The sequence below is a fragment of the Pseudomonas frederiksbergensis genome, from assembly GCF_003732275.1.
GTDB lineage: Bacteria > Pseudomonadota > Gammaproteobacteria > Pseudomonadales > Pseudomonadaceae > Aquipseudomonas > Aquipseudomonas frederiksbergensis_H.
In genome coordinates this window covers 25,988-49,332 of the sequence record NZ_MOBM01000020.1, presented here as the reverse complement: position 1 = coordinate 49,332, position 23,345 = coordinate 25,988, and the positions used below count along the sequence as shown (strand labels likewise).

Here is a 23,345-nt window from a genome sequence, read left to right as displayed (position 1 = left end):
GAGTCGCTTGTTGGAAAGATCAAAAGATCGCAGCCTGCGGCAGCTCCTGCGGGTTGCGCAGGCAACTCACAACCCCCATCCCTCTCTGACAGCCTTTCGAATCCCCTCCAGCAACATCGCAAACGCCGGGTTGTCGTTGTTCTCGCACCAGATCAAATGCAGCTCGCTTTGCACGCCTTCCCCCAGATCGATATCGCGAAACACCACGTTCTTGAACACGACGCTGGTGGCGCAGCGCGGCACCAGGGCCAGGCCCATTCCGGCGTTGACCAGGGCCAGGATGGTCAGGGACGAGCCGAGCCACTGCACATATTCCGGGGCGACGCGGGCCGAGCGGAGCATACCGGTCAGCAGTTCGTTGAACGGCGGGTACGCCGCATGGGAGTACATAAGGAAGGGTTGTGCGTCCAGGTCTTTGACGGACACGGTTTCGGCGCTGGCCAGCCGATGATTGTGGGGGACGGCCAATACGAAGGGTTCACGCACTAGGCATTCGGTGGCGTAGCCCGGCTCCAGCAACGGCGCGCGAACAATGCCCAGATCGATACGGCGGGCGCGAAGGGCTTCGTGTTGCTGGTAGGTGTTCATCTCCGACAGATCGATTTTGACCTGAGGCTGTTTGAGCCGTGCTTCAGCGATGACCTTGGGCAGGAACTCGTAAACGGCGCTGCCGACGAAGCTGATGTTGACCGTACCGATGTCCCCTTCGGCGAAGCGCCGGGCTGTCACGGCGGCTTGCTGAGCGCGCTCCAGCAGGTTCTGCGCTTCGATGAAAAAGGCACGGCCGGCGGCGGTCAAAGCGACGCTGCGCGTGCTGCGGGTGAACAACTCGACGCTCAGGTGATGCTCCAACAATTGAATCTGGCGACTAAGAGGCGGTTGGGTCATGTTCAACCGTTCGGCGGCCCGGCGGAAGTTGAGTTCGGTGGCCACGGTGGTGAAGCAGCGCAGTTGCGTCAGTTCGAACATTGATCTAATCCGGGTATCAATCGAGTGCCAAGTTAGATTAGACGGGATCAATAGGCGCGTCCATGATCGTTTCTCCCCTAAAAAAACAATGAACGGGAGTCGCCCCTTGAATAACCATCAGAGTCCGCCGGACCCTAGCGTCCTCGCCCGAGCTGCGGCGAAGGTCAAGCGCCATGTGCTGCCGCTGTTCGTGGTGATGTTCATCGTCAACTACATCGACCGGGTCAATATCGGCTTCGTGCGCAGCCACCTGGAAACCGACCTGGGCATCGGCGCCGCGGCCTATGGTTTGGGCGCCGGGCTGTTTTTCATCGGCTACGCCATCTTCGAAGTACCGTCCAATATGTTGCTGCAACGCTACGGTGCCCGTGCCTGGCTGACGCGCATCATGTTCACCTGGGGCGCGGCGGCGATGGCCATGGCCTTCGTGCGTGGCGAAACCAGTTTCTATGTGCTGCGCTTCATTCTCGGCGCCGCCGAAGCGGGTTTTTTCCCCGGCATCATTTATTACTTCACCCAATGGCTACCGTCGACCGAGCGAGGCAAGGCCATGGCGATTTTCCTCAGTGGTTCGGCCATTGCCTCCGTGATTTCCGGTCCGGTGTCCGGCGCGCTGCTGCAGGTCAACGGTCTCAGCTTGCACGGCTGGCAATGGATGTTCCTGATTGAAGGCTTTGCCTCAATCGTGCTCTGTGGATTTGTCTGGTTCTGGCTGCAATCCCATCCACGCGAGGCGAAATGGCTGAGCGTCGAAGAAAAGGACGTACTGGTAAGCGCCATCGCCCTGGAACAGCAGGCTCGCGAAGCCGTGCAGACAGTCAAACCGTCGATGTTCAAATTGCTGGCCGATCGGCAGATTGCGCTGTTCTGCTTTATCTACTTTTCCATCGCCCTGACGATTTATGGCGCCACGTTCTGGCTGCCCAGCATGATCAAGAAAATGGGTAACCTGGGCGACTTCCAGGTCGGCCTGTTCAACTCGATCCCGTGGATCATTTCCATCCTGGCGATGTATGGCTTCGCCGCCATGGCCAGCAAATGGAAATACCAGCAGGCCTGGGTGGCCGTGACGCTGGTGATTGCCGCGTTCGGCATGTTCATGTCGACCACCGGCGGGCCGATCTTCGCCTTCGTCGCCATCTGTTTTGCGGCCATTGGTTTCAAGGCGGCTTCCGCATTGTTCTGGCCGATTCCCCAAGGCTATCTGGATGCGCGTATCGCCGCGGCAGTGATCGCCTTGATCAACTCCATCGGCAATCTCGGCGGCTTCGTGGCGCCGACCGCGTTCGGGTTCCTGGAGCAGACCACCGGTTCTATCGAAGGCGGTTTGTACGGCCTGGCGGCCACTTCGCTGGTAGCGGCCGTGGTGATCTTTTTTGCCCGCACGGCACCGCGTGGCGACACGCGCCGCTCGCTCACCGCTAAACCGGTCGACGCTGCAGCGCCGAAAAAACCTGTCAGCCATCAAGCCTTGAATACCGAGCCAAAGGGAGCTGCCTCTTGAAAATCAAACGCGTCACCGTCACCCCCATCGCCTTCCGTGATCCACCGCTGCTCAATGCCAGCGGTATTCACGAACCCTTCGCGCTGCGCTCGATCATCGAGATCGAGAGCGACAATGGCTACATCGGCCTGGGCGAAAGCTACGGCGATGCCCCGGCGCTGGCGATTCAACAGCAATTGCAAAGTCAGCTGATCGGTCTCGACCCGTTCAACCTCAACCAGTTACGCGCCATCGTGCAGGCCACTGTGGCGGCGAACAAAACCCCAAGCATCGCCGGTGCGGAATTGGCGCCCGGCTCTCATGCCAGCAAAGCGGTGAGCAACGCGTATTCGGCGTTCGAAGTGGCGTTTCTCGATCTCCAGGCACATTCCCTGAACGTGCCGTTGGTGGACCTGCTGGGCGGGGCGATTCGTGATGAGGTGCCGTTCAGCGCCTATCTGTTCTTCAAGTACGCGCAACACATCGATTCGCCGTACAAACCAGACAGCTGGGGGGAAGCACTGAACGAAGAGCAGATCGTCGCCCAGGCCCGGCGCATGATCGAGGCCTACGGTTTCAAGAGCATCAAGCTCAAGGCCGGGGCACTGCCGCCGGAGCACGAAGTGTCATGCATCAAGGCGCTGAAAAAAGCTTTTCCCGGCTACCCGCTGCGCATCGATCCGAACGGCAACTGGTCGCTGGAAACTTCGATTCGCATGGCAGAACTGCTGGGCGATGACTTGCAGTATTACGAAGACCCGACGCCGGGCCTCGACGGCATGGCCGAGTTGCACAAGCGCACCGGCCTGCCGCTGGCGACCAATATGGTGGTCACTGACTTTGACGAGTTCCGCCGCAGCGTGGCCCTGAACAGCGTGCAGATCGTGCTCGCCGACCACCACTACTGGGGCGGCCTGCGCGACACCCAGGCGCTGGCGAAAATGTGCGACACCTTCGGCCTTGGCGTGTCCATGCATTCCAATTCGCACTTGGGCATCAGCCTGATGGCCATGGCGCATGTCGCCGCCTCGGTGCCCAACCTTGATTACGCCTGCGACACCCATTACCCCTGGCAGGAACCGGACGAGGAGGTGATCAAGGGCGGCAAGCTACCCATCGTCGATGGCTGCGTGAAAATCACCCGTGCGCCAGGATTGGGCCTTGAACTGGATCACGATCAATTGGGCAAGCTGCACGATCAATACCTGACCTGCGGCATTCGCCAGCGCGATGACGTGAAGCAGATGCAGCGTTACAAGCCGGAGTGGAAGACGGTCAAGCCGCGTTTTTGATCGCGCATTCCTTACAAACCGGCAACTGTCCCTTCGCGCTTCAGCCCGCCCGACTGGCATCAGGCGCGAAGGCAGTCAGAGCCACTCATGTGTTATCCGGCGCCAGAAACCGTTGCTCGATGGCATCCGCAAACGGGTACAACGAAAACCAGGGCCTGGCTTCATCGATCACTCGCTGAAATGACGGTCGCTGTACCAATCTGTCGAAATAGGCATTCAAGTGGCCGTAGTCGTCGGGGAACGGCACGAGCGTGCTGGCATAGAACAGTGCCGGGGCGGCGGCGCAATCGGCCATGCTGAACTCCGGGCTGGCCACCCAGATTCTGGACGCCATCCGGCGATCGAGCATGCCGTACGCCGTTTCCAGCGTGGACCGCTCTCTGGTCAAATCACCGTTGGTCGCGTGTAGGCGATCACTGACAATCTGTTGCATCGGCACTTGTACATAATGGTCGAAGAAACGATCCCATAACCGGACCTCGAGCGCGCTATCCCAATCGTCTGGAACCAGCCGGTGTTTGCCTGGATACAGTCGATCCAGGTACTCGATGATGATGCTGGACTCCGGCAGATTCCGCTGGAGAGCATGGTCACGGATAATCGGGAACTTTCCGATTGGCCACAATGCCTGAAGTTCTGCGCTGTCGGCAGCGTCCCCGAGATCGATGATTCTTCTCTCGAATTCGGTGCCGTTTTCGTAGAGCGCGATGAGCACTTTGTGGCAGAACGACGCCAGCGGATGGTAGTAAAGCGTCAGCGACATCTTTCAACTCCTCGGTGGATTGAGGGGGTAATGAACAATCATAGACGGATGTCGGCAGGGCGTCAGGGCCGCCACTTTCAAGCGTGCGTACTTGCACACGGGAAAATCCCTGCTTAACTGTGAACCACTGGTCGGTTTGTGACTTGTTGGTCATGGCGTTCATCTCAGCGCCCTTGTACCGTTGTCGCTGGTTCTTGCTGTCAGGCTTGCCCGGAGGAAGCCGGATAGTCATTCACGCTGGGTGTTGATCCAATTTGTTCAAGGAAGAGAATGAAATGACGTTGAAAACTGCGATCGTCGAGATTGGTAAGAAGTACAAGGTTTATACCGAGCATTATCTCAACGCCACCGCCGACAAGACCATTATTCTGGTCAATGGCTCGCTGGCAACGACCGCATCTTTTGCCCAAACGGTGCGCTACCTGCGGCCACGCTTCAACGTAGTCCTCTACGATCAGCCCTACGCCGGTCAATCGAAACAACACAACCAGCACGACCAACCGATCCGCAAGGAAGACGAGGCGGCAATCCTGTTGGAGTTGATCGAGCACTTTCGCGCGCAGCATGTGATGTCCTTTTCCTGGGGCGGGGCAGCGACCTTGCTGGCGCTGGCGCAGCATCCGCGACGAATCGAAAAGGCAGTGATCAGTTCATTCGCCGCACGGATCAACACACCGATGCGCGATTATCTGGAAAGCGGTCGGCATTTTCTTCAGGCCTGCGATCGTCGCAATGTCGGGCGCTTGATCAACAGCACTATCGGCAAACATCTTCCGTCGCTGTTCAAGCGTTTCAATGAGCGCCATGTCAGCAGCCTGGACGAACACGAATACCGGCAGATGCATTTTCACGTCAATGAGGTGCTGACTCAGGATACTCACTGCTACGTTTCCTGTGCCGATGCCATCGAAGTTCCGCTGCTGTTTATCAACGGCGAACGGGATGAGTACACCTCGGTGGAAGATGCTCGTCTTTTTGCCGCTCATAGCCGTCAGGCTCAGTTTCAGACCATCAAGAACGCCGGGCACTTCCTCGATATGGAACACCCGACGGCCTGGAATGATACCCAGCAGGCCTTGCTGGGCTTTCTGCAACCGGTCGCCAAAATACCGAGCCAGCCCCGTGACCTGACATTCAGTAGCAAAGCGTCAGTGATTCCGCCCCTTCAGTCAGCCAACTGGGTGCGGCTTTAACTGGCGCAGCAACTCGATCTGATCTGCCGGGACCAGGGTGCGCAAGGCTTTATATAGCGCGCGGGTTTCAAGCAGGTTCCAGACGCGCAGCATGGTTTCCAGGGCATCCAGTGGCTTGCTGATGAAGTCTTTGGCGCCCAGGGCCAGCGCGCGCAGGCGGGTATCGCGGGTGGCGTCGGCGGTGAGCACGAGGATCGGCAGGTATTCGCCGGTCGGGATGCGCCGGTTGAGTTGTTCCAGTACGGCAAAGCCATCGAACTCCGGCATGTGCAGGTCGAGAATCACCAGGTCAGGCTCGAAGCTGTTGAACAGGTCCAGGGTTCGCAGCGGCTGAGTGCTGCTCAAAACATTGGTCAGCCCTTCGCGGATAAGCAACTGCTCCATCAAATCGAGGTTGGGCCGCTGGTCGTCGATGATCAGAATGCGCAGGTCGGTGTTCACACGGGCTCCGGTAGATGCTGGTCAAGATGGGCGAGAAATGAAGGGATGTGAATCGGCTTGGTCAGCACCGCCGTCGCGCCCGCTTCCAGCAACGCCAGATGAGTGAGGTCGCTGGCATCGGCGGTGATCATCAGCACTGGAATGGCACGGGTGATGGAAGACTGACGCAAGCGTTGCAGAACATTGAAACCATCCAGATCCGGCAGCGCCACGTCGAGCAAAATCAGTTGCGGCACATGTTGACGGGCCAGATCCAGACCCATTTGCCCCTGCATGCTTGAAAGCAATTGGATGTGCGGTCGTCGTTGCAGCAGGGTTTCGATCAGGGCCAGGCTCGAAAGATTGTCTTCGATGCACAGCACTTTCCCTTGGTAATCGGGAGCGTTGAGGGCGGCCGTGACCGTTGGATGGCTGATTCGTGCAACCGGTGGCTCGGTGACTGGCTGCAGGCGCACGAAGGGCAGTTCCAGGGTGAAACTGGAGCCTGCGCCGGGCTGGCTTTTGACGGTCAGGCTGCCGTTCATCATTTCCAGCAGACTCTTGCTCAAGGCCAGGCCCAGGCCGGTGCCTTCCACGTTCGGATCGGTCTCCAGGCGCTCGAATGGCTTGAACAGTTGCTCCAGTCGATCGGCCGCAATGCCCTTGCCGGTATCGCAGACCGACACGGCAATTCGCTGTTGAATAACCCTGACTTCGATGTGCACCTGGCCCTGGGGCCGGTTGTATTTGATGGCGTTGGACAACAGGTTGAGCAGCACCTGAACCAGGCGTTGCCGATCGGCGACGATCCCGCTGTCGGCGGCCAGCATCGGCAGCTCAACCAGCTGAATGCCGGCGTCGCAGGCCATCGGGGAAACCAGTGTCAGGGCTTCTTGCAGCACCACCGCCAAGGGCACGGCTTCAACATTCAGCGGCAGGCGCCCGGCTTCGATCTTGGCGATGTCCAGCACTTCGTTGATCAGGGTCAGCAGGTGTTGTCCGGCCCGCAGAATGTGACCGATCTGCGCCCGTTGTCCCTTGGGCGAGTCCATGTCCAGCAGTTGTGCGAAGCCGAGAATGGAGTTGAGCGGGGTACGCAATTCGTGGCTCATGCGCGACAGGAATTCGCTTTTGGCGCGGCTGGCGCGTTCGGCTTCTTCCCGTGCGGTGCTCAGCGCGATCTCGGCCGCACGGCGATCGGTGATGTCGCGGGTGATCTTGGAAAAACCGCGCAGGGCGCCACTGCTGTCGTATTGCGCGGTAATCACCACGCTGGCCCAGAAGCGGCTGCCATCCTTGCGACAACGCCAGGCCTCTTCCATGTAATGACCATCGCGAGTGGCCTCGCGTAGCGCCATGTCGGGATGCTGCGGGCATTCTTGCGACAGATAAAATACCGAGAAATGCTGGCCGACGATTTCTTGTTCCGTGTAGCCCTTGATCCGTTCGGCGCCCGCATTCCAACTGGTAACGAAGCCCCGCGTGTCGAGGGCGAAAATACCGTAGTCCTTCACCCCGTCGATGATCAGCCGCAAGCGCTCTTCGTTATCGCGCAACGCGCGTTCACGTTCGGCCAGCAACAGCCCGGCTTCGACCAGACGTGTGCCCAATTGACCAATCTCATCGTTCTCTGGCGGTTGCGGCAGCAACGGCTGACCGAGTGCCAGCCGTTGTGCGTTGCCCTGGACCTGTTTGACCCGGGCGACGATGCCTTTGGACAGGAACAGCACCGCCACAATGGCGCCAAACAGTCCGCAAGCGGCGGCCAGCAGAGTGGAGAACAACAACCGCTGTCGAGTGGAGGAGGCGGCCGCAGTGCGCTCGGCCAGCAAAGTATCCTCGAGGGTGCGCATGGCGCTGATGCGTTCGCGCAATTCGTCGAGGATGTGTTTGTTGGTGATCAGGATCGTGGTGATCGACTCGGGTGTGGCGCTGCGATCATCGAGCAGTTCAACCAGGCCCTCGACCTTGGTCTCGATCAACGGGGTGATTGCCTCCAGATGTTTACGCACCCGCTCATCACGAACATTGCTGTCGAGCCGGCGCAGGGCCGATTCGATCAAGGGTTTGGCTTGCCGATAACCCGGCAGGAAATCCTCGCGGCGGGTCAGCAGATAACCGCGCACGCTGGCGGCGGCCTCGGCGAGTAGCGTATGCACCGCCTGAATGTCGCCTTGCACCAGCAGCACTCGGCGCACGTCCTCTTCCGCGCGTGCGGTCTGACGCTCGGTGATGTAGATCAGCACCAGCGAGAGCAACAGGATCACCAATGGCAGGGAAATCACCACGAGGGCTTTGCCGCGTAATGGCAGATCGGCCCAGCGTCGAGCGTTTGAAACCTTCATGGCTGGGTCACCAGGCCCAGGGCGATGCCACGGACAGCGGCCTGGGTTCGGTCGGCGGCGCCGAGTTTACCGATGACCCGTTCCACGTGGGCCTTGGCCGTGCCCGTGGTGATGCCGAGTTCTTCGCCGATTTCACGATTGCTGAAACCGCCGGCCACCAGCCCGAGGACCTGGCGTTCGCGGGCGGTCAAGGATTCGGCAGGGGCGGCACCACTGGCGTTGCGTTCGGTCATGCGCCGCAGCAGGCGGGCGCTGACCGCGCTATTAAGGGCTTCCTCACCCGCAGCGACGCGTTGCAAGGCGTTGATCACTTCATCGCGGCTGGCGTCTTTGAGCAGGTAGCCCACGGCACCGGCATTCATTGCCGCTTCCAGGTGATCCGGGCTGTCGTCCATGGTGAAGATCACCACTTTCAGGGTCGGCAGGCGTTGCTGAAGAATTCGCGCCGCGCCCAACCCGTTGAGCACGGGCATGCGAATGTCGAGGATGACGATGTCGGGCAGCAGGCGTTCGCACGCGTCTACTGCTTCCTGGCCATCGCGGGCCTGGCCGACCACTTCGAATTGCGGATGGCCCGCCAGCAGCGCGACGAAGCCGGTTCGGGTGACCTCATGATCGTCCGCCAGAACCAGGCGTAAAACTTCAGTCATTGAGCTGTTCCATTGAGATCGGAAGGGACGGTGGCGCGCAGTTGGGTGCCGCCGTGTGCATGGCTGACGCAGGTGAAATCACCGCCCAGCAGGCTCGCGCGCTCCCGCATCGCCGCAAGTCCCAAGTGCCGGGCGCCGCAGGTGTCGAGGCGTTGCTCCATGGCAAAGCCCTTGCCGTTATCGTCCACCCGCAGCGAGGCTTGCCCTTCGTGCAGTTCCAGCGCCAGGACGACGTGGCAGGCCTGCGCATGTTTGAGAATGTTGTTGATGCCTTCCTGGGCGATCCTGAACAGGGCGATCTCCACCTGACTGGGCAAGCGTGCTTCGCAACGCGTGCTCCAGTTCACTTTGATCCCGGCGTCGCGCAGGCGATCCGCTTCTTTGTCGACCGCCTTCAGCAAGCCAAAGTCGTCGAGCACCGTCGGGCGCAGGCCGCTGATCAATTGCCGGCCTTCACCCACGCAATGCTGGGCCAACGCAAGAATCGTCTGTAAGTCCGCACCGAGTTCCTCGGGCAGTGGCGGGCAGCGACCGGCAAAACCTTGCAGGCGTTGATGCAGCCCGGCGAGGGTTTGCGCCAGGCCGTCGTGCAGGTCGTAAGCCATGCGTTTGCGTTCGTCTTCCTGGGCCCTGAACAGCCGATGCACCAGATCGGACATGGTGCGCTCCCGCGCAACCAGTGCATCCAGCAGACGCTGGTTTTCCAGGTGCGCGGCCAGCAGGGTGGCGAGCAATTGCAGGGATTCGATGTCCTCGGTGTCCGGCGCACTGATGCTGACACTGTTGGCCAGCACCAACGCACCAAACGCTGCGCCATCGCCACCGCGCAAAGGCACCCGCAGCACATTGGGCAGGACCGCGCTCGGCTGCTCCTGCCATTGCGGAGTGCGCATCGCGGTATCGGCGAGGTGTTCGAGGCTGTTTAAACGATCACGGCTGCCGTGACTGGCGGTGGTCCTGACCTGCGCATCCTCGTCCCATTCCAGCAATAGCGCGTGGTCCATCGCCAGGAAGGCACAGGCCCGTTGCAGCACGCGTTGGCGCATGGCTTCGGGGGCCAGTTGCGTCAGTTCCTGGCCGGTATCTACCAACAGCCGCAGTCGCGCGGCGCGACTTTGCGATTGCCGATATTGGGTCCGAATGGCCAGGGCGCTACCGGGGTCATGATCAGGAATTTGCATGGGCGGGGTCCGGCGCAGGCACGCCCATACGGGCAGGAGGCGTCATTAAACCTTGTTAACGGGGCAGGGCGCTATCTGCCGAATGGCATAGGCAAATGGCTCCGGTTGGCCGATGGCGGGCGGCGTTTCGAGCGGCACAGTGTGGCCATCGACCACCATTGGAATCGCGCAATGAAATTCAAGACCTCAACCATCGCCCTGTTGTTCGCCCTGACCGCCCCTTTGGCCCAGGCGTTGGAGGCAGTGCCTTACGTTTACAGCAGCGTGGCCGAACAGCCCGGTAACGTGAAGGATCGTGAAATTGCTGCACTGTTTGATCAATGGAATAGCGCGTTGAAGAGCGGCAATGTTCAGAGCGTGGTCGACCTGTACGCGCCGAACGCCGTGCTGCAGCCGACGGTTTCCAATAAGGTGCGCACCACGCCGGCGCAGATCAAGGACTACTTCGATCACTTCATGGCGCTCAAGCCGGTGGGGCAGATCAACTACCGTGAGATCCGCCCATTGGGTGCCAACGTGGCCATGGACAGTGGCGTCTACACCTTTTTCCTGACCGAGGCCGATGGCAAGACCCGTCAGGTGCAGGCGCGTTACACGTTCGTCTATGAACAAGTGGGCGGTCAGTGGAAGATTCTCAACCACCACTCTTCGGCGATGCCGCAAGCGCAAGTGCTGCACGCAGGGAAATAAAGAAGTCTTCGACGCCTGATCGCAGAAACTGTGCAAGTTAAGGACTTGAATACTGCAGCCCCTGTGGGAGCGAGCCTGCTCGCGATAGCGGCGGGTCAGCCAACATTGATACTGAATCTACCGCCGTCATCGCGAGCAGGCTCGCTCCCACAAGTTTCGCACTTTAACTGACTGGCATTGAGGCTTGCCGGCGAAGGCGAACTGAAGGACGCCTTCGCCGGCAAGCCTGGCTCCTACATGTGCTCAGTTCAACGCCAGGTCGTCCACAGGCTGCTGCCCACGGGCCAGCGCGGCGCGTTGCAACTGGCTGGCGATCAGGGTGTTTTTCAACAGGTAGGCAATGGTCATCGGCCCGACGCCACCGGGCACCGGGGTGATCGCACGGGCGACGGTGCGGGCGCTGGCGTAATTGACATCGCCCACCAGACGGTTGCCGGACTCGCTGGCGATGCGGTTGATGCCGACATCGATCACCACTGCACCGGGCTTCAGCCAACTGGCGTCGATCAACTCTGGTCGGCCCACCGCCGCGACCACGATATCTGCCAACCGGCACAACGCCGGGGCATCGACGCTGCGCGAATGCACCACGCTGACCGAACAGTTGGCCTGCAACAGCAAGGTCGCCATCGGCTTGCCAACAATGTTCGAACGGCCGATGACCACCGCGTGCAAACCGCTCAAGTCAGCACCGCAGGTTTCGTACAACAGGCGCATGCAGCCGCTGGGCGTGCATGGGGTCAGAACCTCGAAGCCTTGCACCAGCCCGCCGACGTTTTCCCGATGAAAACCATCCACGTCCTTGATCGGGTCGATGGCATGAATCACTGCTTGTTCATCGATAGCATCCGGCAAGGGCAGCTGCACCAGGATGCCATTCACCGTGGGATCGGCGTTGAGTTGCGCAATCAGTTCCAGAACCTGGGCCTGGCTGGCGGTTTCCGGCAGGCGGTATTCCAGGGAGCGGATGCCGACTTCCTTGGCGCGCAGCAGTTTATTGCGCACATACACGTGGCTGGCCGGGTCGTCGCCGACCAACAGGACCGCCAGGGCGGGGTAGATCTGCTGGCCGGCCAAGGCCAGAACCTCTTCCCGGACCTCGTCGAGAACCTGGGCAGAGATGGCTTTGCCGTCGATATCGCGGGCAAATGCGGGGGTGCTGCTGGTCAAAAGAGTCACCGTTGTCTTGATTGAAAGGGATGAAGTGATCATCAAGGCATCTTCTCGCGCCGATGATCCATCAGAGACATGCAGGCAAGGGCGCTCAGGCTACCAGTTGAGGGCAGGCGAACACCACCGCAACACCGGAAGATTAGACGGGCAGGTATCGAGGAAAAAACAGGCGACGCTTAGCGAGAAACCTGTGGCGAGGGAGCTTGCTCCCGCTGGGGCGCGCCGCGGCCCCAAAAAAGGAGCCACTGCACAACCCTGCGTCAGTCACTCACCACGGCAGACCACGCCTACTCAGGCGGATTCATTTGATCCAGCACCCGGTTCGCCGTGATCTCCGCCACCATGATGCTGTTCGAAATGCCCAGCAGGGCATGACGCGACTCACCCTCCAGATGATCTACCAACTGATGGACCATCACATCGACCGAGGCTAGCGTCTCGACCAAAAAAACCGCCAGGGTTTCGGTAGTCGTCTCTGGGTCTACGGCAAACAGCTTGCTGGGTTTACGCGCGGTGGCTTTGATGTCGGCGATCGAGTTGAGGTGATAATCGAGGGCCCGCTCGGCGGCCTCGTTGAGTTTTTTTGAACCGGGTTCGTAGGGGGAGACCGGATCGGTGTCCGGCGGATTGGGCGTAACCTTGAACATATGCTCGCTTCTCTGATTGGGTGCCACCCTCCTGCGACTAAACGAGAGGGAGGCAGCTGTACGCAGGTTAGTCGACCGGGGAAGCTAGCAAAGCCGGCGCGCCCGAAGGCGCCCTGCGCACAACCACCATCAAGTGCAGGCATGGGAATGCCTGACTGACAAGAGCTTGTGCACCTTGCTTGTAACCCCGGGCGACTAAACCCGATCACTGATGGGCAGTGACACGAATCAAGTTACCGAGTGACCCCAAGGCGCACAAGCCGGCGGATTCTGGCGTAAGCGTAGGCAACGGCGCAAGGTCTTGTAGCTTGCAGGAAGTAACCTTGATAGCGCTTAAACAGGTTCCTTCAGTCGATGTTTAATTATCTGGCGCGCACTTCCTACAGGCGGTGAAAGCCTCGAAAAAAACGCTACATGCACTTTTATAAAGCGCGATGCCATAAAAACGTGCACCCGCCGTGAGCGGTGCACCGGTTTTTCTCCTCTGCCAGTGCTCCCAGCGATCCGCGCAACAACTTCTGAAAGACCGTCCTCCCCCCGCCAGAACAGGCCTATCCCATGGTCGCCAAGCCTATTCGCCGATTGTTCAGCCGTTAGGTTTTCAGCACGGGTGAAGTATCAAGTGGTCGGCTGGCACAAAGGCTGCATTGCTCCCCTCAGGTCCATCGAAAACAGATGGGCAGCCCACTCGATCAACGAAGATCGACCGGCCGAGCAGGTCGTGGGCAACATCGGTGGATCAGGCGAAGGCGCCAGGTCGAACACCGCGAAGAACAGGCAAAGACGCCTGAAACCGAGAGGTTTCAGGCGTTTTTTTTTGCTTTTTTAACCGTGATTGGCTTTGGCTGGGTGCTTACTATGAATTCCAATGTTGCCGCGTTGAACAAACTGCAAACACTGATCGTGATCGGCAATGGCATGGTCGGACATCATTGTGTCGAGCAGCTCATCGAGCGCGGCGCCCTCGACCATTACCGCCTGCATGTCTTCAGCGAAGAGCCGATGCGCGCCTACGACCGGGTGCATCTGTCCGAGTATTTCGGCGGTCGCGATGCCGAGTCGCTGGCCCTGGGCGAAGCCTCTCTGTACCAGACGCCGGGCGTCACCCTGCATTTGGGTGTGCCGGTGCTGGAAATCGACCGGGCGCGACGCCAGGTGATCACCGCACAAGGTTGCGTCGCTTACGACAAACTGGTTCTGGCCACCGGCTCTTATCCCTTCGTGCCACCTATTGAAGGTGCGGAAGGTGACTCGCGCCTGGTGTATCGCACCCTGGAAGACCTCGACGCGATTCGTGCCGCAGCGGCCAATGCCCGGCGTGGCGTGGTGGTCGGCGGTGGCCTGCTCGGCCTGGAAGCCGCCAACGCCCTGAAAAGCCTGGGCCTGGAAGCGCATGTGGTGGAATTTGCCCCACGCCTGATGCCGGTGCAGCTGGACGAGCAGGGTGGCTTGGCGTTGAAAGCGCAGATCGAGCGACTCGGCGTGGGTGTGCATCTGTCCCGTGGCACGCAGTCGATCAGTGCCGGCGAGCAGTACCGCTACCGGATGAATTTTGCCAATGACGAATTCCTCGAAGCCGACCTGATCGTGTTCTCCGCCGGCATCCGTGCGCAAGATGCGCTGGCCCGCCAATGTGCGCTGGACATCGGTCCGCGTGGCGGCGTGGTGATTGACGATCAGTGCCTGACCAGCGATCCGAACATCTATGCCATTGGCGAGTGCGCCGCCTGGAATGGCAGCCTCTTCGGTCTGGTCGCCCCCGGTTATCAAATGGCCCGTGGCGTCGCGACGCTGCTGTGCAATCAAGTGGCGGAGCCGTTCCAGGGCGCCGACATGTCGACCAAGCTCAAACTGCTCGGCGTCGATGTCGGCTCCATCGGCGATGCTCACGCCCAGACGCCGGGTGCGCGCAGCTATCAATTCATCGATGAAGCCACGGCCAGCTACCGCCGCCTGGTGGTGGATGCTACCGGCAAACGCGTGCTCGGCGCGGTGCTGGTCGGCGACAACAGCTATTACGACACCCTGTTGCAATACATGCAGAACGGCATTGCCTTGCCGTCGGAACCGGCGAGCCTGATCCTGCCTTCGTCCACCGGTGCGCCAACCCTGGGCCCGGGCGCTTTGCCTGAGGCAGCGACGGTGTGTTCGTGCCATAACGTCACCAAGGGCTCGATCTGCTCGGCCATCGACGGTGGCTGCACCGACCTGGGCCTGCTCAAGTCGCAAACCAAGGCCTGCACCGGTTGCGGCGGTTGCGCAGGGCTGCTCAAGCAAGTGTTCGAGCATGAACTGATTGCTCGCGGCGTCAGTGTCGACAAGAGCCTGTGCGAACATTTCGCCTATACCCGTCAGGAGCTTTACGCGCTGGTGCGGGTAGAAGGGGTGATCACCTTCGAAGAACTGCTGGCCAAGCACGGCCGTGGCCATACCGGTTGCGACGTATGCAAACCGGCGGTGGGCTCGATCCTCGCCTCATGCTGGAACCAGCCGATCATGGACGCCTCGCTGGTGCCGTTGCAGGACACCAACGACACCTTCATGGCCAACATGCAGAAAAACGGCACCTATTCGGTGGTGCCGCGCATCGCCGGGGGCGAGATCACGGCCGACAAGTTGATCGCAATCGGCGTGGTGGCGAAGAAATACGACCTCTACACCAAAATCACCGGCGGCCAACGGATCGACCTGTTCGGCGCGCAGTTGCATCAGTTGCCGGACATCTGGTCCGAGCTGATTGAGGCCGGTTTCGAAACCGGCCACGCCTATGGCAAATCGACCCGCACGGTGAAGTCTTGCGTGGGCAGCACCTGGTGCCGTTATGGCGTGCAAGACAGCGTGAAAATGGCCCTGACCCTCGAGGATCGCTACAAAGGCCTGCGCTCGCCGCACAAGCTCAAATTCGCCGTCTCTGGCTGCACCCGTGAATGCGCCGAGGCACAAAGCAAAGACGTGGGCGTAATCGCCACCGAGAATGGCTGGAACCTCTATGTGGCCGGCAACGGCGGCATGCGTCCGCGTCATGCGGAGCTGTTCGCCACCGACCTGGACGATGAAACCCTGATCCGTTACATCGACCGGTTCCTGATGTTCTACATCCGCACCGCCGACAAATTGCAGCGCACCTCGGTCTGGCGTGAAAGCCTGGAGGGCGGCCTGGATTACCTCAAGGATGTGATCATCAACGACAGCCTGGGCCTCGGCACGGAACTCGAATCGCAGATGCAACTGGTGGTCAACCGCTACGAATGCGAATGGGCCAACGCCCTCAAAGACCCGGAAAAACTCAAGCGCTTCCGCACCTTCGTCAACGATCAACGCCCGGACCCGGACATCCACTTTGTTCAGGAACGCGGTCAACGCCGGCCGATCATGGCCGCCGAACTCAACCTTATCCCTGTCACCGAGGAGAATGCCTGATGAGTCAGTCCAATACCCAGCGTGTCAACGCCCTTGCCACGGCGGCCAATGCTCAAGCCTGGCAGGCGGTGTGCAGCCAGCAGGATCTGGTCAGCAACTCCGGCGTCGTCGTCTGGCTCGACGGCGCGCAGGTGGCGCTGTTCTACCTGCCGCAGGCCGAAGGTCGCACCCTCTACGCCATCGACAACCATGATCCGCAATCCGGCGCGAACGTCATCGGCCGCGGACTGATCGGCAGCCTCAAGGGTGATCTGGTGGTGGCGTCGCCGATCTACAAGCAGCATTTTCGTCTTGAGGATGGCAGTTGCCTGGAGTACCCGGAGCAGCGCCTGCGGGTGTGGCCGGTGCGCCTGAACGCCGGCGTCGTGGAAGTCGCGGCGGCTTGACTGCCGCCCTGAACCGTATCGGAGAACGTTGATGAAGACAGCCGCACAGTTGCTCAAACTGAAAGTCGTGCAAAACCAGCAGGTGCATAGCATCGCACCGGACCAGATGGTGCTCGACGCCCTGAAAATGATGGCCGAGAAAAACGTAGGTGCGTTGCCCGTCATCGAAGACGGGCAGGTGGTCGGCGTCATCAGCGAGCGCGACTATGCGCGCAAGGTGGTTCTACAGGGGCGATCTTCGGTCGGTACGCCGGTGCGCGAGATCATGAGCGCGCCGGTGGTGACCGCCGACAGTCAGCAGAGCATCGAGCGCTGCATGGCGGTCATGACCGACAGTCATTTGCGCCATCTACCCGTGCTGGATAGCGGCGAACTGATCGGGCTGCTGTCGATTGGCGATCTGGTCAAGGAAGCCATCGTCGAGCAGGCCGATTTGATTCGGCAGCTGGAGCACTACATTCGCGGCCACTGAGAACGCTGCGTCGCCGAATCACAAGATCAAAACGCGATAAGGGCATACCACAGGTCGTAAAAACGGCTCGGGTGGAAATAGGCTTAAGTAACTGGTTGGAACGCCACGCTCAACACCACTGAACTGGTCAATGACATCAGCCGCACGATCGGTGAACAGAGCCTGGCCAGCAACGAAATCCAGCTTTCGCAATCGGTGGATCGGTTTCGTCTTTGAGGCATCGGCTGGCTCTGTTTCTGGGGCCAGTCAGCTCATCCAGTTGCCGCCATCGACGTTATAAGTCTGCGCCACGATGTACTCGCTCTCGTTTGATGCCAGGAAAATCGCCATGCCGACAAGATCGTCTGCCGTGCCCATGCGTCCGTAGGGGACTTCCTGACCCGCCAGCCTTTTCTTTTCCCCGAGCGGCCGGTTTTCATATTTGGCGAACAGCGCATCGACGCCATCCCAATGCTCACCGTCCACCACGCCCGGTGCGATGGCATTCACATTGATCTTGTGGGGAATGAGATTGAGACCGGCCGATTGCGTGAGGCTGATCACCGCGGCTTTGGTCGCGCAATACACCGCGACAAGCGCTTCACCGCGCCGCCCGGCCTGACTGGCCATATTAATGATCTTGCCGCCGTGGCCCTGGCTGATCATCTGTTTGGCCGCGGCCTGCAGCGTGAACAGGGTGCCGGACACATTGATCGAGAACAGCCGTTCGTAGCTGTCGCGAGAAATCTCCGTAATCGGCGCGAGATCAAACAGTGCCGCGTTGTTGATCAGGATATCGAGCTTGCCTGCAGTAGCGATGACCGTCGCGATGGCGCCGTCGATCGATTGCTGATCGGTCACGTCCATCTCGATCGCATAGGCATTCGGTCCTAGCTCGGCAGCGGTGGTTTGCGCGCGTTCCAGGTTGATGTCTGCAATCGCGACCGTAGCGCCTTCGCGGATATAGGCTTGCGCGAACGTTCTTCCGATGCCCCTGGCAGAACCGGTGATCAGGGCGCTTTTTCCTTCCAAACGTTTCATTTTTTCCATCCATTCATTAGAGCTATAGAGAGACGCCCCCGTTGAGGGCATTAAATGCGGTCGTCAGTCTGCGAAGAACCCTTGTGGGAGCGGGCTTGCTCGCGAAGAGGCCGGCACATTCAACATCGATGCCGTCTGACACGCCGCCTTCGCGAGCAAGCCCGCTCCCACACGGATTACCTACTTGGGATAACCAGCGCGCTTCATCTCGCGTTCGGTGGTTTGCTGGGCCGAGGCCAGGGCCTGCTCCACCGGCATCTGCCCGGTGAGCGCCGCAGACAGCAGCTTGCCGACCGACGTGCCGATGGCCTGGAACTCAGGAATGGTCACGTACTGGATACCGACGTAAGGCACCGGTTGGACTGACGGGTGCGCAGGGTCGGCGTGCTGCATCATTTTCAGCGTGACACTGGCGAAGGGCGCGGCCTGCAAGTAGGCGTCGCTGTAGGTGGACATGCGGGTGCCCGGCGGTACGTTGGTGATGCCATCCTTCTCGGCGACCAGTTGGATGTATTCCTTGGAGGTCGCCCACGTCACAAAGGCTTTGGCCGCTTCCTTGTGTTTGGACGTCGCAGGGATGGCCAGCGACCAGGCATAGAGCCAGGACGAGCCCTTGTCAGTGACTTGCGTGGGCGCGGCGACGAAGGCGACGCTGTCGGCCATTTTGCTTTGGGTTTTGTCGGTGATGAACGAGCCCGCGACACTGGCATCGACCCAGATCGCGCATTTGCCGCTGTTGAACAGGGCCAGCGTCTCGTTGAAGCCGTTGCTCGAAACACCCGGCGGGCCATACTGCTTGAGGGTATTGACGTAGAAGGTGGCGGCGGCGGTCCATTCCGGCCCGGTGAGTTGCGGCTGCCACTGCTCGTTGAACCAGCGCGCACCGAAGGCGTTGGACATGGTGGTCAGCAGTGCCATGTTTTCACCCCAACCAGCCTTGCCGCGCAGGCACATTCCATACTGCTCTTTATCCGGCTGGTGCAACTTGCCGGCGAACTCACCGAGCTGCGTCCAGGTCGGGTGCTCGGGCATGCTCAGGCCGGCGTTCTGGAACAGGTCGGTTCGGTAATAGGTGAGGGTGCTTTCGCCATAGAACGGCAGGGCGTAGAGGGTGTCGTTGACCGACAGACCCTGACGAACCGAGGGGAAAATATCCTCTAGGTCATAGCTGGCGGGCAGGTCTTTCATCGGCTCCAGCCAATGCTTGGCGCCCCACAGCGGTGTTTCGTAAGTGCCGATGGTGAGCACGTCGAATTGACCGCCCTGAGTGGCAATGTCAGTGGTCAGGCGCTGACGCAACACGTTCTCTTCAAGCACCACCCAGTTGAGCTTCACGTCCGGGTGCTGCTGTTCGAACGTTTTGGACAGCCGCTGCATGCGGATCATGTCGCTGTTGTTCACGGTGGCGATGGTCACCGTTTCGGCAGCCTGGCAGAGCAACGCAGAGGACAGGCCGGCGGACAGAAAAAACGCGCTTGGAATGATCTTCATCGTGTTCTCCGCTCTGCGCCTTGGGCGACAGAGGCTCTTATTGTTGTTGTAGTCCACGGTGCGAGTCATCGCCGCAACGGGATGACCACAGGATTACAGCAACCTAAGCGGTGAACAAATGAACGGCATACGCGGCACTGATACTTTTTTAACCGGGCAGGAGCATGGAAAAAAAGTATCAGTGGCCGCCATACAGCGCGCTAGACGTGCTGCCTGTTTAGGGTGAATCTGATAACAGCGCCGTAGAGTTTCGAATCGGCTTCGACTCGTCCCGGGCTTCGCGGTAGCCTTGATAAAACCAACAAAAATGGAATCGCCAGGGTGATGAACCATCACGTAACTGCAGACAAGCCGCCAGCGCTTGAAGTCATTCTGAACGAGCCCCAGCACAGCTTTCGTTGGTATGAGCATGATTATCCCTTCGACCTTGCGCGCTGGAACCATCATCCGGAATTCGAGATCCACCTGATCCGCGAAGGCAGCGGACGGCTGTTGGCCGGTGACTATATCGGCCTGTTCGAGGCCGGCCATGTCGCCCTGATCGGCCCTGGCCTGCCACACGACTGGATCAGCGATCTGGGCAAAGGGGAGGTGATTGCCGGCCGCGATGTCGTGTTGCAATTCGATGGCCAGATGCTGATGCAACTGCGCGACAAGATCCCTGAGCTCAGCGAATTGCAAAGCCTGTTTCGCCAGGCGGCCCAGGGTATCCAGTTTCATGGTGTGACCCGCAAGAAAGCGGCCCGACTGCTGGAAGACATGGGCCAGTGCCAAGGATTGCAGCGCTTGTGCCTGTTCCTGTCGTTGCTGCAGTTACTGGCATCGACCCCCGACAGCGAGCGACAGACGCTCGCCAGCCTGCAATATGCGCCCATGCTCGACGCATTGACGGCCCAGCGCATGAGCATTGTCTTCGACTACATCCTCAACGACCTCGCGGATGAGTTGCGCATGTCCGTCATTGCCCAGCGCCTGGACATGAACGAACCAGCCTTTTCCAAATTCTTCAAGCGCGCCACTGGCCATACCTTCGTCGACCTGACACGCAAACTGCGAGTCCAGCGTGCCTGCCGTTTGCTGGCGCAAAGTAGTTTCAGCGTCGCAGATATCTGCTTTGAGGTAGGGTATGCCAACCTGTCGAACTTCAATCGACACTTCCGCCATGAAATGCAGGAGACGCCCAGCCAGTATCGACAGCGGTTGCAACGGGTGGTGGCGGTCAGTCATTAAAAGGCCCAAGATCAAAAGATCGCAGCCTTCGACAGCTCCTACAGATGTACGCGATCCATGTAGGCGCTGTCGAAGGCTGCGATCTTTTAAGGCCGGGACGAACCTGGAATTATTTTCCTCCAGTTCTTGACATGCCTTTCGAACCAGTCCAGAATTGCGTCCATTCCTGCTTAGGGAATACGAAAACCCCTTAGATTTCAAAGGGTTGGAAGCTAGATTAGAATCTTGTTTCCAGATACGAGTTTACACGTTTGGTGTTGTGCTACTGACATCAGATGTTTGAGGCCGAATAGCAAAATGGTTATGCAGTGGATTGCAAATCCACCTACGCCGGTTCGATTCCGACTTCGGCCTCCACTTTAAACGAGCTCCGTAGATCCATGATCTACGGAGCTTTTTTATTTTCGCAGCCCTGCAAGATTTAGTCTTGAAAAGGATCTTTGCGAACTTGCTTCACCGGGGCGGGATGTATATATTTCCCCCTCTGTTGCACAAGCGTCAGAACTGCCAGATCGTTATTGCTCAGTGTCCAGACTGCTTTACCGCGCTACCGCCCGAATGGCGAAACTGGTAGACGCATGGGACTTAAAATCCCTCGGGGGTCAACCCCCCATCATCCCTTCCGCGTTAGTAAAATCAAGAAAAACCTCAATTAAATCAGCCTGTTGAAGCGAATTTCCTTTCTGTAAAATATTATCCAAGTCCATCCAGATCAGCGCTTGGGAGCTATTTGGGAGCCGCAGCGCTCAAAAGTCTAATCTCCAGCAAGCTACGCACCGCCCACCTAAGCTCCCGCCAGCCACAGATGCTCCTGATTGATCGCCACTCTCTATTGGCAAACGAGCAGCTCCCAAGTGGATCTTTGGTGATGATGTGGGGGAGGTGATGGCGCAAAAGAAAAGGCGCACCGTCTCAACTAGAGGCGGTGCGCCTTATTTTCTACCGCGAGTAAAAGACCAGGCTGGTGTTAGGCGGCGGTCATGCTCATTTCGGAAAATCGCTCTACATCAGCTTTTTTGTAAAAGATCTGCCGGCTGATGTGCATAAATGGTGGCAGCATGTCTTTGTACTTGCCGCTGTACCGCCAGAAGCGAAGGGTCTCAGGAGAAAGGCCGAGAATTGCGGCAGCTTCTTTAGCCGGGACGTAATCGCTATTTTGTGGCAAACGCATAAAAATACCTTTTAAACTCAATAAGTTGCACCTTTCGCACGTCCTGGGGCTGTCTGGTGTCAATACATGCTCATTGTTTTCTGCGGGGAGGTCAACGACCGTTCGTCGTATTTATTGGGTTTGTCTGTTGACAGATTGTCAATTTAAGGAAACGAGTACAGAAAAGGTATACCGTTAAGGTTCGACTTAAGCTTGAGGCGGGGGGGGGGCCGTATTTTTGGGGGGTGGCCACAAATGGCCAAAAGCTGGAGTTGCTAAGACGGTTGACATTGCCTACCTTGCTCCATCTGTAGGTGCCCAGCGACACACCTTCAAAATCCCAGCATTAGGGCGATTGTGCCTTTCTATTTTTTAGCGGACGCGATCGCCCATCTCGCTTGGATTTCCATGCGCCAATGAAGCTCTGATCCCAAGCCCTTCAAGACCCAGGTTGTGTAGGAGTGCCTGCAACCCGGAGCCACGGTTTCCAGGTCGCCCTCAGTCACGACATCCAACTTGATCCGCAAATGCCTGCCTAACCACGTAGGTGTATTGGGCAGACGCTTACGCTTTACGAACTTCTAGGCGTATAAAAGTAAGCGTCCGGCGAAGTCACCTACCCTATCCCTGCGATAAGGGCGATGTTCTCCACTTAAAAATACGTGGACACCATCGCCCTTATCTTCAGGATTGCCATGCGCCAAAGAACTTCTTATCCCCAACCTTTCAAAGCCCAAGTCGTCCAGGAATGCCTGCAACCTGGTGTGTCCATGGCCAGCGTAGCCCTGCGCCATGGCATCAACGCTAACTTGGTTCGAAAATGGATACCCGCTTATCGTGATCGTCAGGCGCCGGCGTTGCCCGCTTTCGTCCCGATGAAACTAGAGCCCGCGACTCGGCCTGATCAGCAAATGCCTGTCAGTATCGAGATCCCTTTCGGGCAGCAAAAATTAACCGTGCACTGGCCATCTTCAGACCCTGAAGGGTGCGCCCATTTTATCCGTGAGCTTGCCCAGTGATCCGCATCGACTCTATCTGGCTAGCCACCGAACCGATGGATATGCGCGCCGGTACCGAGACTGCATTGGCCAAAGTGATCGCGGTATTCGGTGCGGCGAAGCCGCACAGTGCTTATCTCTTTGCCAATCGCCGCGCTAACCGGATGAAAGTCTTGGTGCATGACGGCGTGGGCATCTGGCTTGCAGCGCGACGATTGAACCAAGGCAAGTTTCATTGGCCCGGCATCCGTCACGGATCGGAAGTCGAACTCGATAACGAGCAACTTCAAGCCTTGGTACTGGGTTTGCCGTGGCAGCGGGTCGGCGCGGGTGGTTCGATCACAGTGCTGTAGCACCGGCTATTAGCCTATC

21 protein-coding genes, 1 tRNA gene and 1 pseudogene are annotated in these 23,345 nt (G+C 59.1%); 12 read left to right on the top strand and 11 right to left on the bottom strand.

Features of this window, described 5'->3' with window-relative positions; genetic code table 11:
- Positions 1-66 precede the first annotated feature (66 nt).
- Positions 67-969 (bottom strand): LysR family transcriptional regulator, encoded by a 903-nt coding sequence (locus tag BK662_RS15995; RefSeq protein WP_123358859.1) that lies wholly within the window; start codon positions 967-969, stop codon positions 67-69.
- 106 nt (positions 970-1,075) lie between these two features.
- Between BK662_RS15995 and BK662_RS15990 the strand changes: the two genes are divergently transcribed.
- Both BK662_RS15990 and BK662_RS15985 read left to right on the top strand, forming a co-directional pair.
- Positions 1,076-2,473, top strand: a complete 1,398-nt coding sequence (locus BK662_RS15990) for an MFS transporter (RefSeq protein ID WP_123358858.1) — start codon at positions 1,076-1,078, stop codon at positions 2,471-2,473.
- On the top strand, positions 2,470-3,744 hold the full coding sequence (locus BK662_RS15985) for a glucarate dehydratase family protein (RefSeq protein ID WP_123358857.1): 1,275 nt from the start codon (positions 2,470-2,472) through the stop codon (positions 3,742-3,744). Before BK662_RS15990 ends, BK662_RS15985 begins: the two co-directional genes overlap by 4 nt.
- Before the next feature lie 85 nt (positions 3,745-3,829).
- Here the strand turns inward: BK662_RS15985 and BK662_RS15980 are convergent, their stop codons facing one another.
- Positions 3,830-4,507 carry a glutathione S-transferase family protein gene (locus BK662_RS15980; RefSeq protein WP_123358856.1) on the bottom strand — a complete coding sequence of 226 codons (678 nt, stop codon included), beginning with the start codon at positions 4,505-4,507 and terminating at the stop codon, positions 3,830-3,832.
- A 275-nt stretch (positions 4,508-4,782) separates the two neighbouring features.
- Here BK662_RS15980 and BK662_RS15975 point away from each other — a divergent pair, with 275 nt between their 5' ends.
- The gene (locus tag BK662_RS15975) at positions 4,783-5,700 is read left to right on the top strand and encodes an alpha/beta fold hydrolase (protein WP_123358855.1); all 918 of its coding nucleotides are present in this window, start codon (positions 4,783-4,785) and stop codon (positions 5,698-5,700) included.
- Here the strand turns inward: BK662_RS15975 and BK662_RS15970 are convergent.
- The 4 genes from BK662_RS15970 to BK662_RS15955 are packed head-to-tail and all read right to left on the bottom strand — an operon-like array spanning position 5,677 to position 10,296.
- Complete coding sequence (locus tag BK662_RS15970; RefSeq protein ID WP_123358854.1) at positions 5,677-6,141, bottom strand: response regulator; 465 nt, start codon at positions 6,139-6,141, stop codon at positions 5,677-5,679. The genes BK662_RS15975 and BK662_RS15970 overlap by 24 nt on opposite strands.
- Positions 6,138-8,465, bottom strand: coding sequence for an ATP-binding protein (locus BK662_RS15965; RefSeq protein WP_123358853.1), 2,328 nt, complete (start codon positions 8,463-8,465; stop codon positions 6,138-6,140). The genes BK662_RS15970 and BK662_RS15965 overlap by 4 nt, the downstream gene beginning before the upstream one ends.
- Positions 8,462-9,115 carry a response regulator gene (locus BK662_RS15960; protein ID WP_123358852.1) on the bottom strand — a complete coding sequence of 218 codons (654 nt, stop codon included), beginning with the start codon at positions 9,113-9,115 and terminating at the stop codon, positions 8,462-8,464. The genes BK662_RS15965 and BK662_RS15960 overlap by 4 nt, the downstream gene beginning before the upstream one ends.
- Positions 9,112-10,296 (bottom strand): sensor histidine kinase, encoded by a 1,185-nt coding sequence (locus BK662_RS15955; RefSeq protein ID WP_123358851.1) that lies wholly within the window; start codon positions 10,294-10,296, stop codon positions 9,112-9,114. The genes BK662_RS15960 and BK662_RS15955 overlap by 4 nt, the downstream gene beginning before the upstream one ends.
- A gap of 171 nt (positions 10,297-10,467) precedes the next feature.
- Between BK662_RS15955 and BK662_RS15950 the strand changes: the two genes are divergently transcribed.
- Complete coding sequence (locus BK662_RS15950) at positions 10,468-10,986, top strand: SgcJ/EcaC family oxidoreductase (protein WP_048393224.1); 519 nt, start codon at positions 10,468-10,470, stop codon at positions 10,984-10,986.
- Positions 10,987-11,229: 243 nt separating this feature from the next.
- Here the strand turns inward: BK662_RS15950 and BK662_RS15945 are convergent, their stop codons facing one another.
- Complete coding sequence (locus BK662_RS15945) at positions 11,230-12,198, bottom strand: bifunctional 5,10-methylenetetrahydrofolate dehydrogenase/5,10-methenyltetrahydrofolate cyclohydrolase (protein WP_123358850.1); 969 nt, start codon at positions 12,196-12,198, stop codon at positions 11,230-11,232.
- A gap of 248 nt (positions 12,199-12,446) precedes the next feature.
- Positions 12,447-12,806, bottom strand: a complete 360-nt coding sequence (locus tag BK662_RS15940; RefSeq protein WP_123358849.1) for a DUF6124 family protein — start codon at positions 12,804-12,806, stop codon at positions 12,447-12,449.
- An 858-nt stretch (positions 12,807-13,664) separates the two neighbouring features.
- On the opposite strand from BK662_RS15940, the gene nirB reads away from it, so the two are divergent.
- The 4 genes and pseudogenes from nirB to BK662_RS35880 all read left to right on the top strand — a co-directional run.
- On the top strand, positions 13,665-16,226 hold the full coding sequence (gene nirB, locus BK662_RS15935) for a nitrite reductase large subunit NirB (RefSeq protein ID WP_123358848.1): 2,562 nt from the start codon (positions 13,665-13,667) through the stop codon (positions 16,224-16,226).
- Positions 16,226-16,612 carry a nitrite reductase small subunit NirD gene (gene nirD / locus BK662_RS15930; RefSeq protein WP_123358847.1) on the top strand — a complete coding sequence of 129 codons (387 nt, stop codon included), beginning with the start codon at positions 16,226-16,228 and terminating at the stop codon, positions 16,610-16,612. The genes nirB and nirD overlap by 1 nt, the downstream gene beginning before the upstream one ends.
- A gap of 31 nt (positions 16,613-16,643) precedes the next feature.
- A complete protein-coding gene (locus BK662_RS15925; RefSeq protein ID WP_123358846.1) occupies positions 16,644-17,084 on the top strand; it encodes a CBS domain-containing protein in 441 nt (146 codons plus the stop codon).
- A gap of 35 nt (positions 17,085-17,119) precedes the next feature.
- Positions 17,120-17,300: pseudogene (locus tag BK662_RS35880) on the top strand (methyl-accepting chemotaxis protein); the annotation flags it as partial.
- A gap of 30 nt (positions 17,301-17,330) precedes the next feature.
- Here BK662_RS35880 and BK662_RS15920 read toward each other — a convergent pair.
- Both BK662_RS15920 and BK662_RS15915 read right to left on the bottom strand, forming a co-directional pair.
- Positions 17,331-18,104 (bottom strand): L-iditol 2-dehydrogenase, encoded by a 774-nt coding sequence (locus tag BK662_RS15920; RefSeq protein WP_123358845.1) that lies wholly within the window; start codon positions 18,102-18,104, stop codon positions 17,331-17,333.
- Between the two features lie 180 nt (positions 18,105-18,284).
- On the bottom strand, positions 18,285-19,595 hold the full coding sequence (locus tag BK662_RS15915) for an ABC transporter substrate-binding protein (RefSeq protein WP_123358844.1): 1,311 nt from the start codon (positions 19,593-19,595) through the stop codon (positions 18,285-18,287).
- Positions 19,596-19,919: 324 nt separating this feature from the next.
- On the opposite strand from BK662_RS15915, the gene BK662_RS15910 reads away from it, so the two are divergent.
- Positions 19,920-20,825, top strand: coding sequence for a helix-turn-helix domain-containing protein (locus tag BK662_RS15910; RefSeq protein ID WP_123358843.1), 906 nt, complete (start codon positions 19,920-19,922; stop codon positions 20,823-20,825).
- A 283-nt stretch (positions 20,826-21,108) separates the two neighbouring features.
- Positions 21,109-21,182: transfer RNA gene (locus BK662_RS15905), tRNA-Cys, on the top strand.
- 610 nt (positions 21,183-21,792) lie between these two features.
- Here BK662_RS15905 and BK662_RS15900 read toward each other — a convergent pair.
- The gene (locus BK662_RS15900; protein ID WP_259695923.1) at positions 21,793-22,017 is read right to left on the bottom strand and encodes a helix-turn-helix domain-containing protein; all 225 of its coding nucleotides are present in this window, start codon (positions 22,015-22,017) and stop codon (positions 21,793-21,795) included.
- A 653-nt stretch (positions 22,018-22,670) separates the two neighbouring features.
- Here BK662_RS15900 and tnpA point away from each other — a divergent pair.
- Together tnpA and tnpB are read left to right on the top strand one after the other, a co-directional pair.
- On the top strand, positions 22,671-22,994 hold the full coding sequence (gene tnpA, locus BK662_RS15895) for an IS66-like element accessory protein TnpA (RefSeq protein ID WP_123358841.1): 324 nt from the start codon (positions 22,671-22,673) through the stop codon (positions 22,992-22,994).
- Positions 22,991-23,326, top strand: a complete 336-nt coding sequence (gene tnpB / locus BK662_RS35320; RefSeq protein ID WP_038452917.1) for an IS66 family insertion sequence element accessory protein TnpB — start codon at positions 22,991-22,993, stop codon at positions 23,324-23,326. Before tnpA ends, tnpB begins: the two co-directional genes overlap by 4 nt.
- Positions 23,327-23,345: the final 19 nt, after the last annotated feature.

Bases quoted from the DNA above. Each gene is read 5' to 3' on its own strand.
- BK662_RS15995 (WP_123358859.1), bottom strand. From the start codon at position 969: ATGTTCGAACTGACGCAACTGCGCTGCTTCACCACCGTGGCCACCGAA.
- BK662_RS15980 (WP_123358856.1), bottom strand. From the start codon at position 4,507: ATGTCGCTGACGCTTTACTACCATCCGCTGGCGTCGTTCTGCCACAAA.
- BK662_RS15975 (WP_123358855.1), top strand. From the start codon at position 4,783: ATGACGTTGAAAACTGCGATCGTCGAGATTGGTAAGAAGTACAAGGTT.
- BK662_RS15965 (WP_123358853.1), bottom strand. From the start codon at position 8,465: ATGAAGGTTTCAAACGCTCGACGCTGGGCCGATCTGCCATTACGCGGC.
- BK662_RS15960 (WP_123358852.1), bottom strand. From the start codon at position 9,115: ATGACTGAAGTTTTACGCCTGGTTCTGGCGGACGATCATGAGGTCACC.
- BK662_RS15955 (WP_123358851.1), bottom strand. From the start codon at position 10,296: ATGCAAATTCCTGATCATGACCCCGGTAGCGCCCTGGCCATTCGGACC.
- BK662_RS15950 (WP_048393224.1), top strand. From the start codon at position 10,468: ATGAAATTCAAGACCTCAACCATCGCCCTGTTGTTCGCCCTGACCGCC.
- BK662_RS15945 (WP_123358850.1), bottom strand. From the start codon at position 12,198: ATGATCACTTCATCCCTTTCAATCAAGACAACGGTGACTCTTTTGACC.
- BK662_RS15940 (WP_123358849.1), bottom strand. From the start codon at position 12,806: ATGTTCAAGGTTACGCCCAATCCGCCGGACACCGATCCGGTCTCCCCC.
- nirB (WP_123358848.1), top strand. From the start codon at position 13,665: ATGAATTCCAATGTTGCCGCGTTGAACAAACTGCAAACACTGATCGTG.
- nirD (WP_123358847.1), top strand. From the start codon at position 16,226: ATGAGTCAGTCCAATACCCAGCGTGTCAACGCCCTTGCCACGGCGGCC.
- BK662_RS15925 (WP_123358846.1), top strand. From the start codon at position 16,644: ATGAAGACAGCCGCACAGTTGCTCAAACTGAAAGTCGTGCAAAACCAG.
- BK662_RS15920 (WP_123358845.1), bottom strand. From the start codon at position 18,104: ATGAAACGTTTGGAAGGAAAAAGCGCCCTGATCACCGGTTCTGCCAGG.
- BK662_RS15915 (WP_123358844.1), bottom strand. From the start codon at position 19,595: ATGAAGATCATTCCAAGCGCGTTTTTTCTGTCCGCCGGCCTGTCCTCT.
- BK662_RS15910 (WP_123358843.1), top strand. From the start codon at position 19,920: ATGAACCATCACGTAACTGCAGACAAGCCGCCAGCGCTTGAAGTCATT.
- tnpA (WP_123358841.1), top strand. From the start codon at position 22,671: ATGCGCCAAAGAACTTCTTATCCCCAACCTTTCAAAGCCCAAGTCGTC.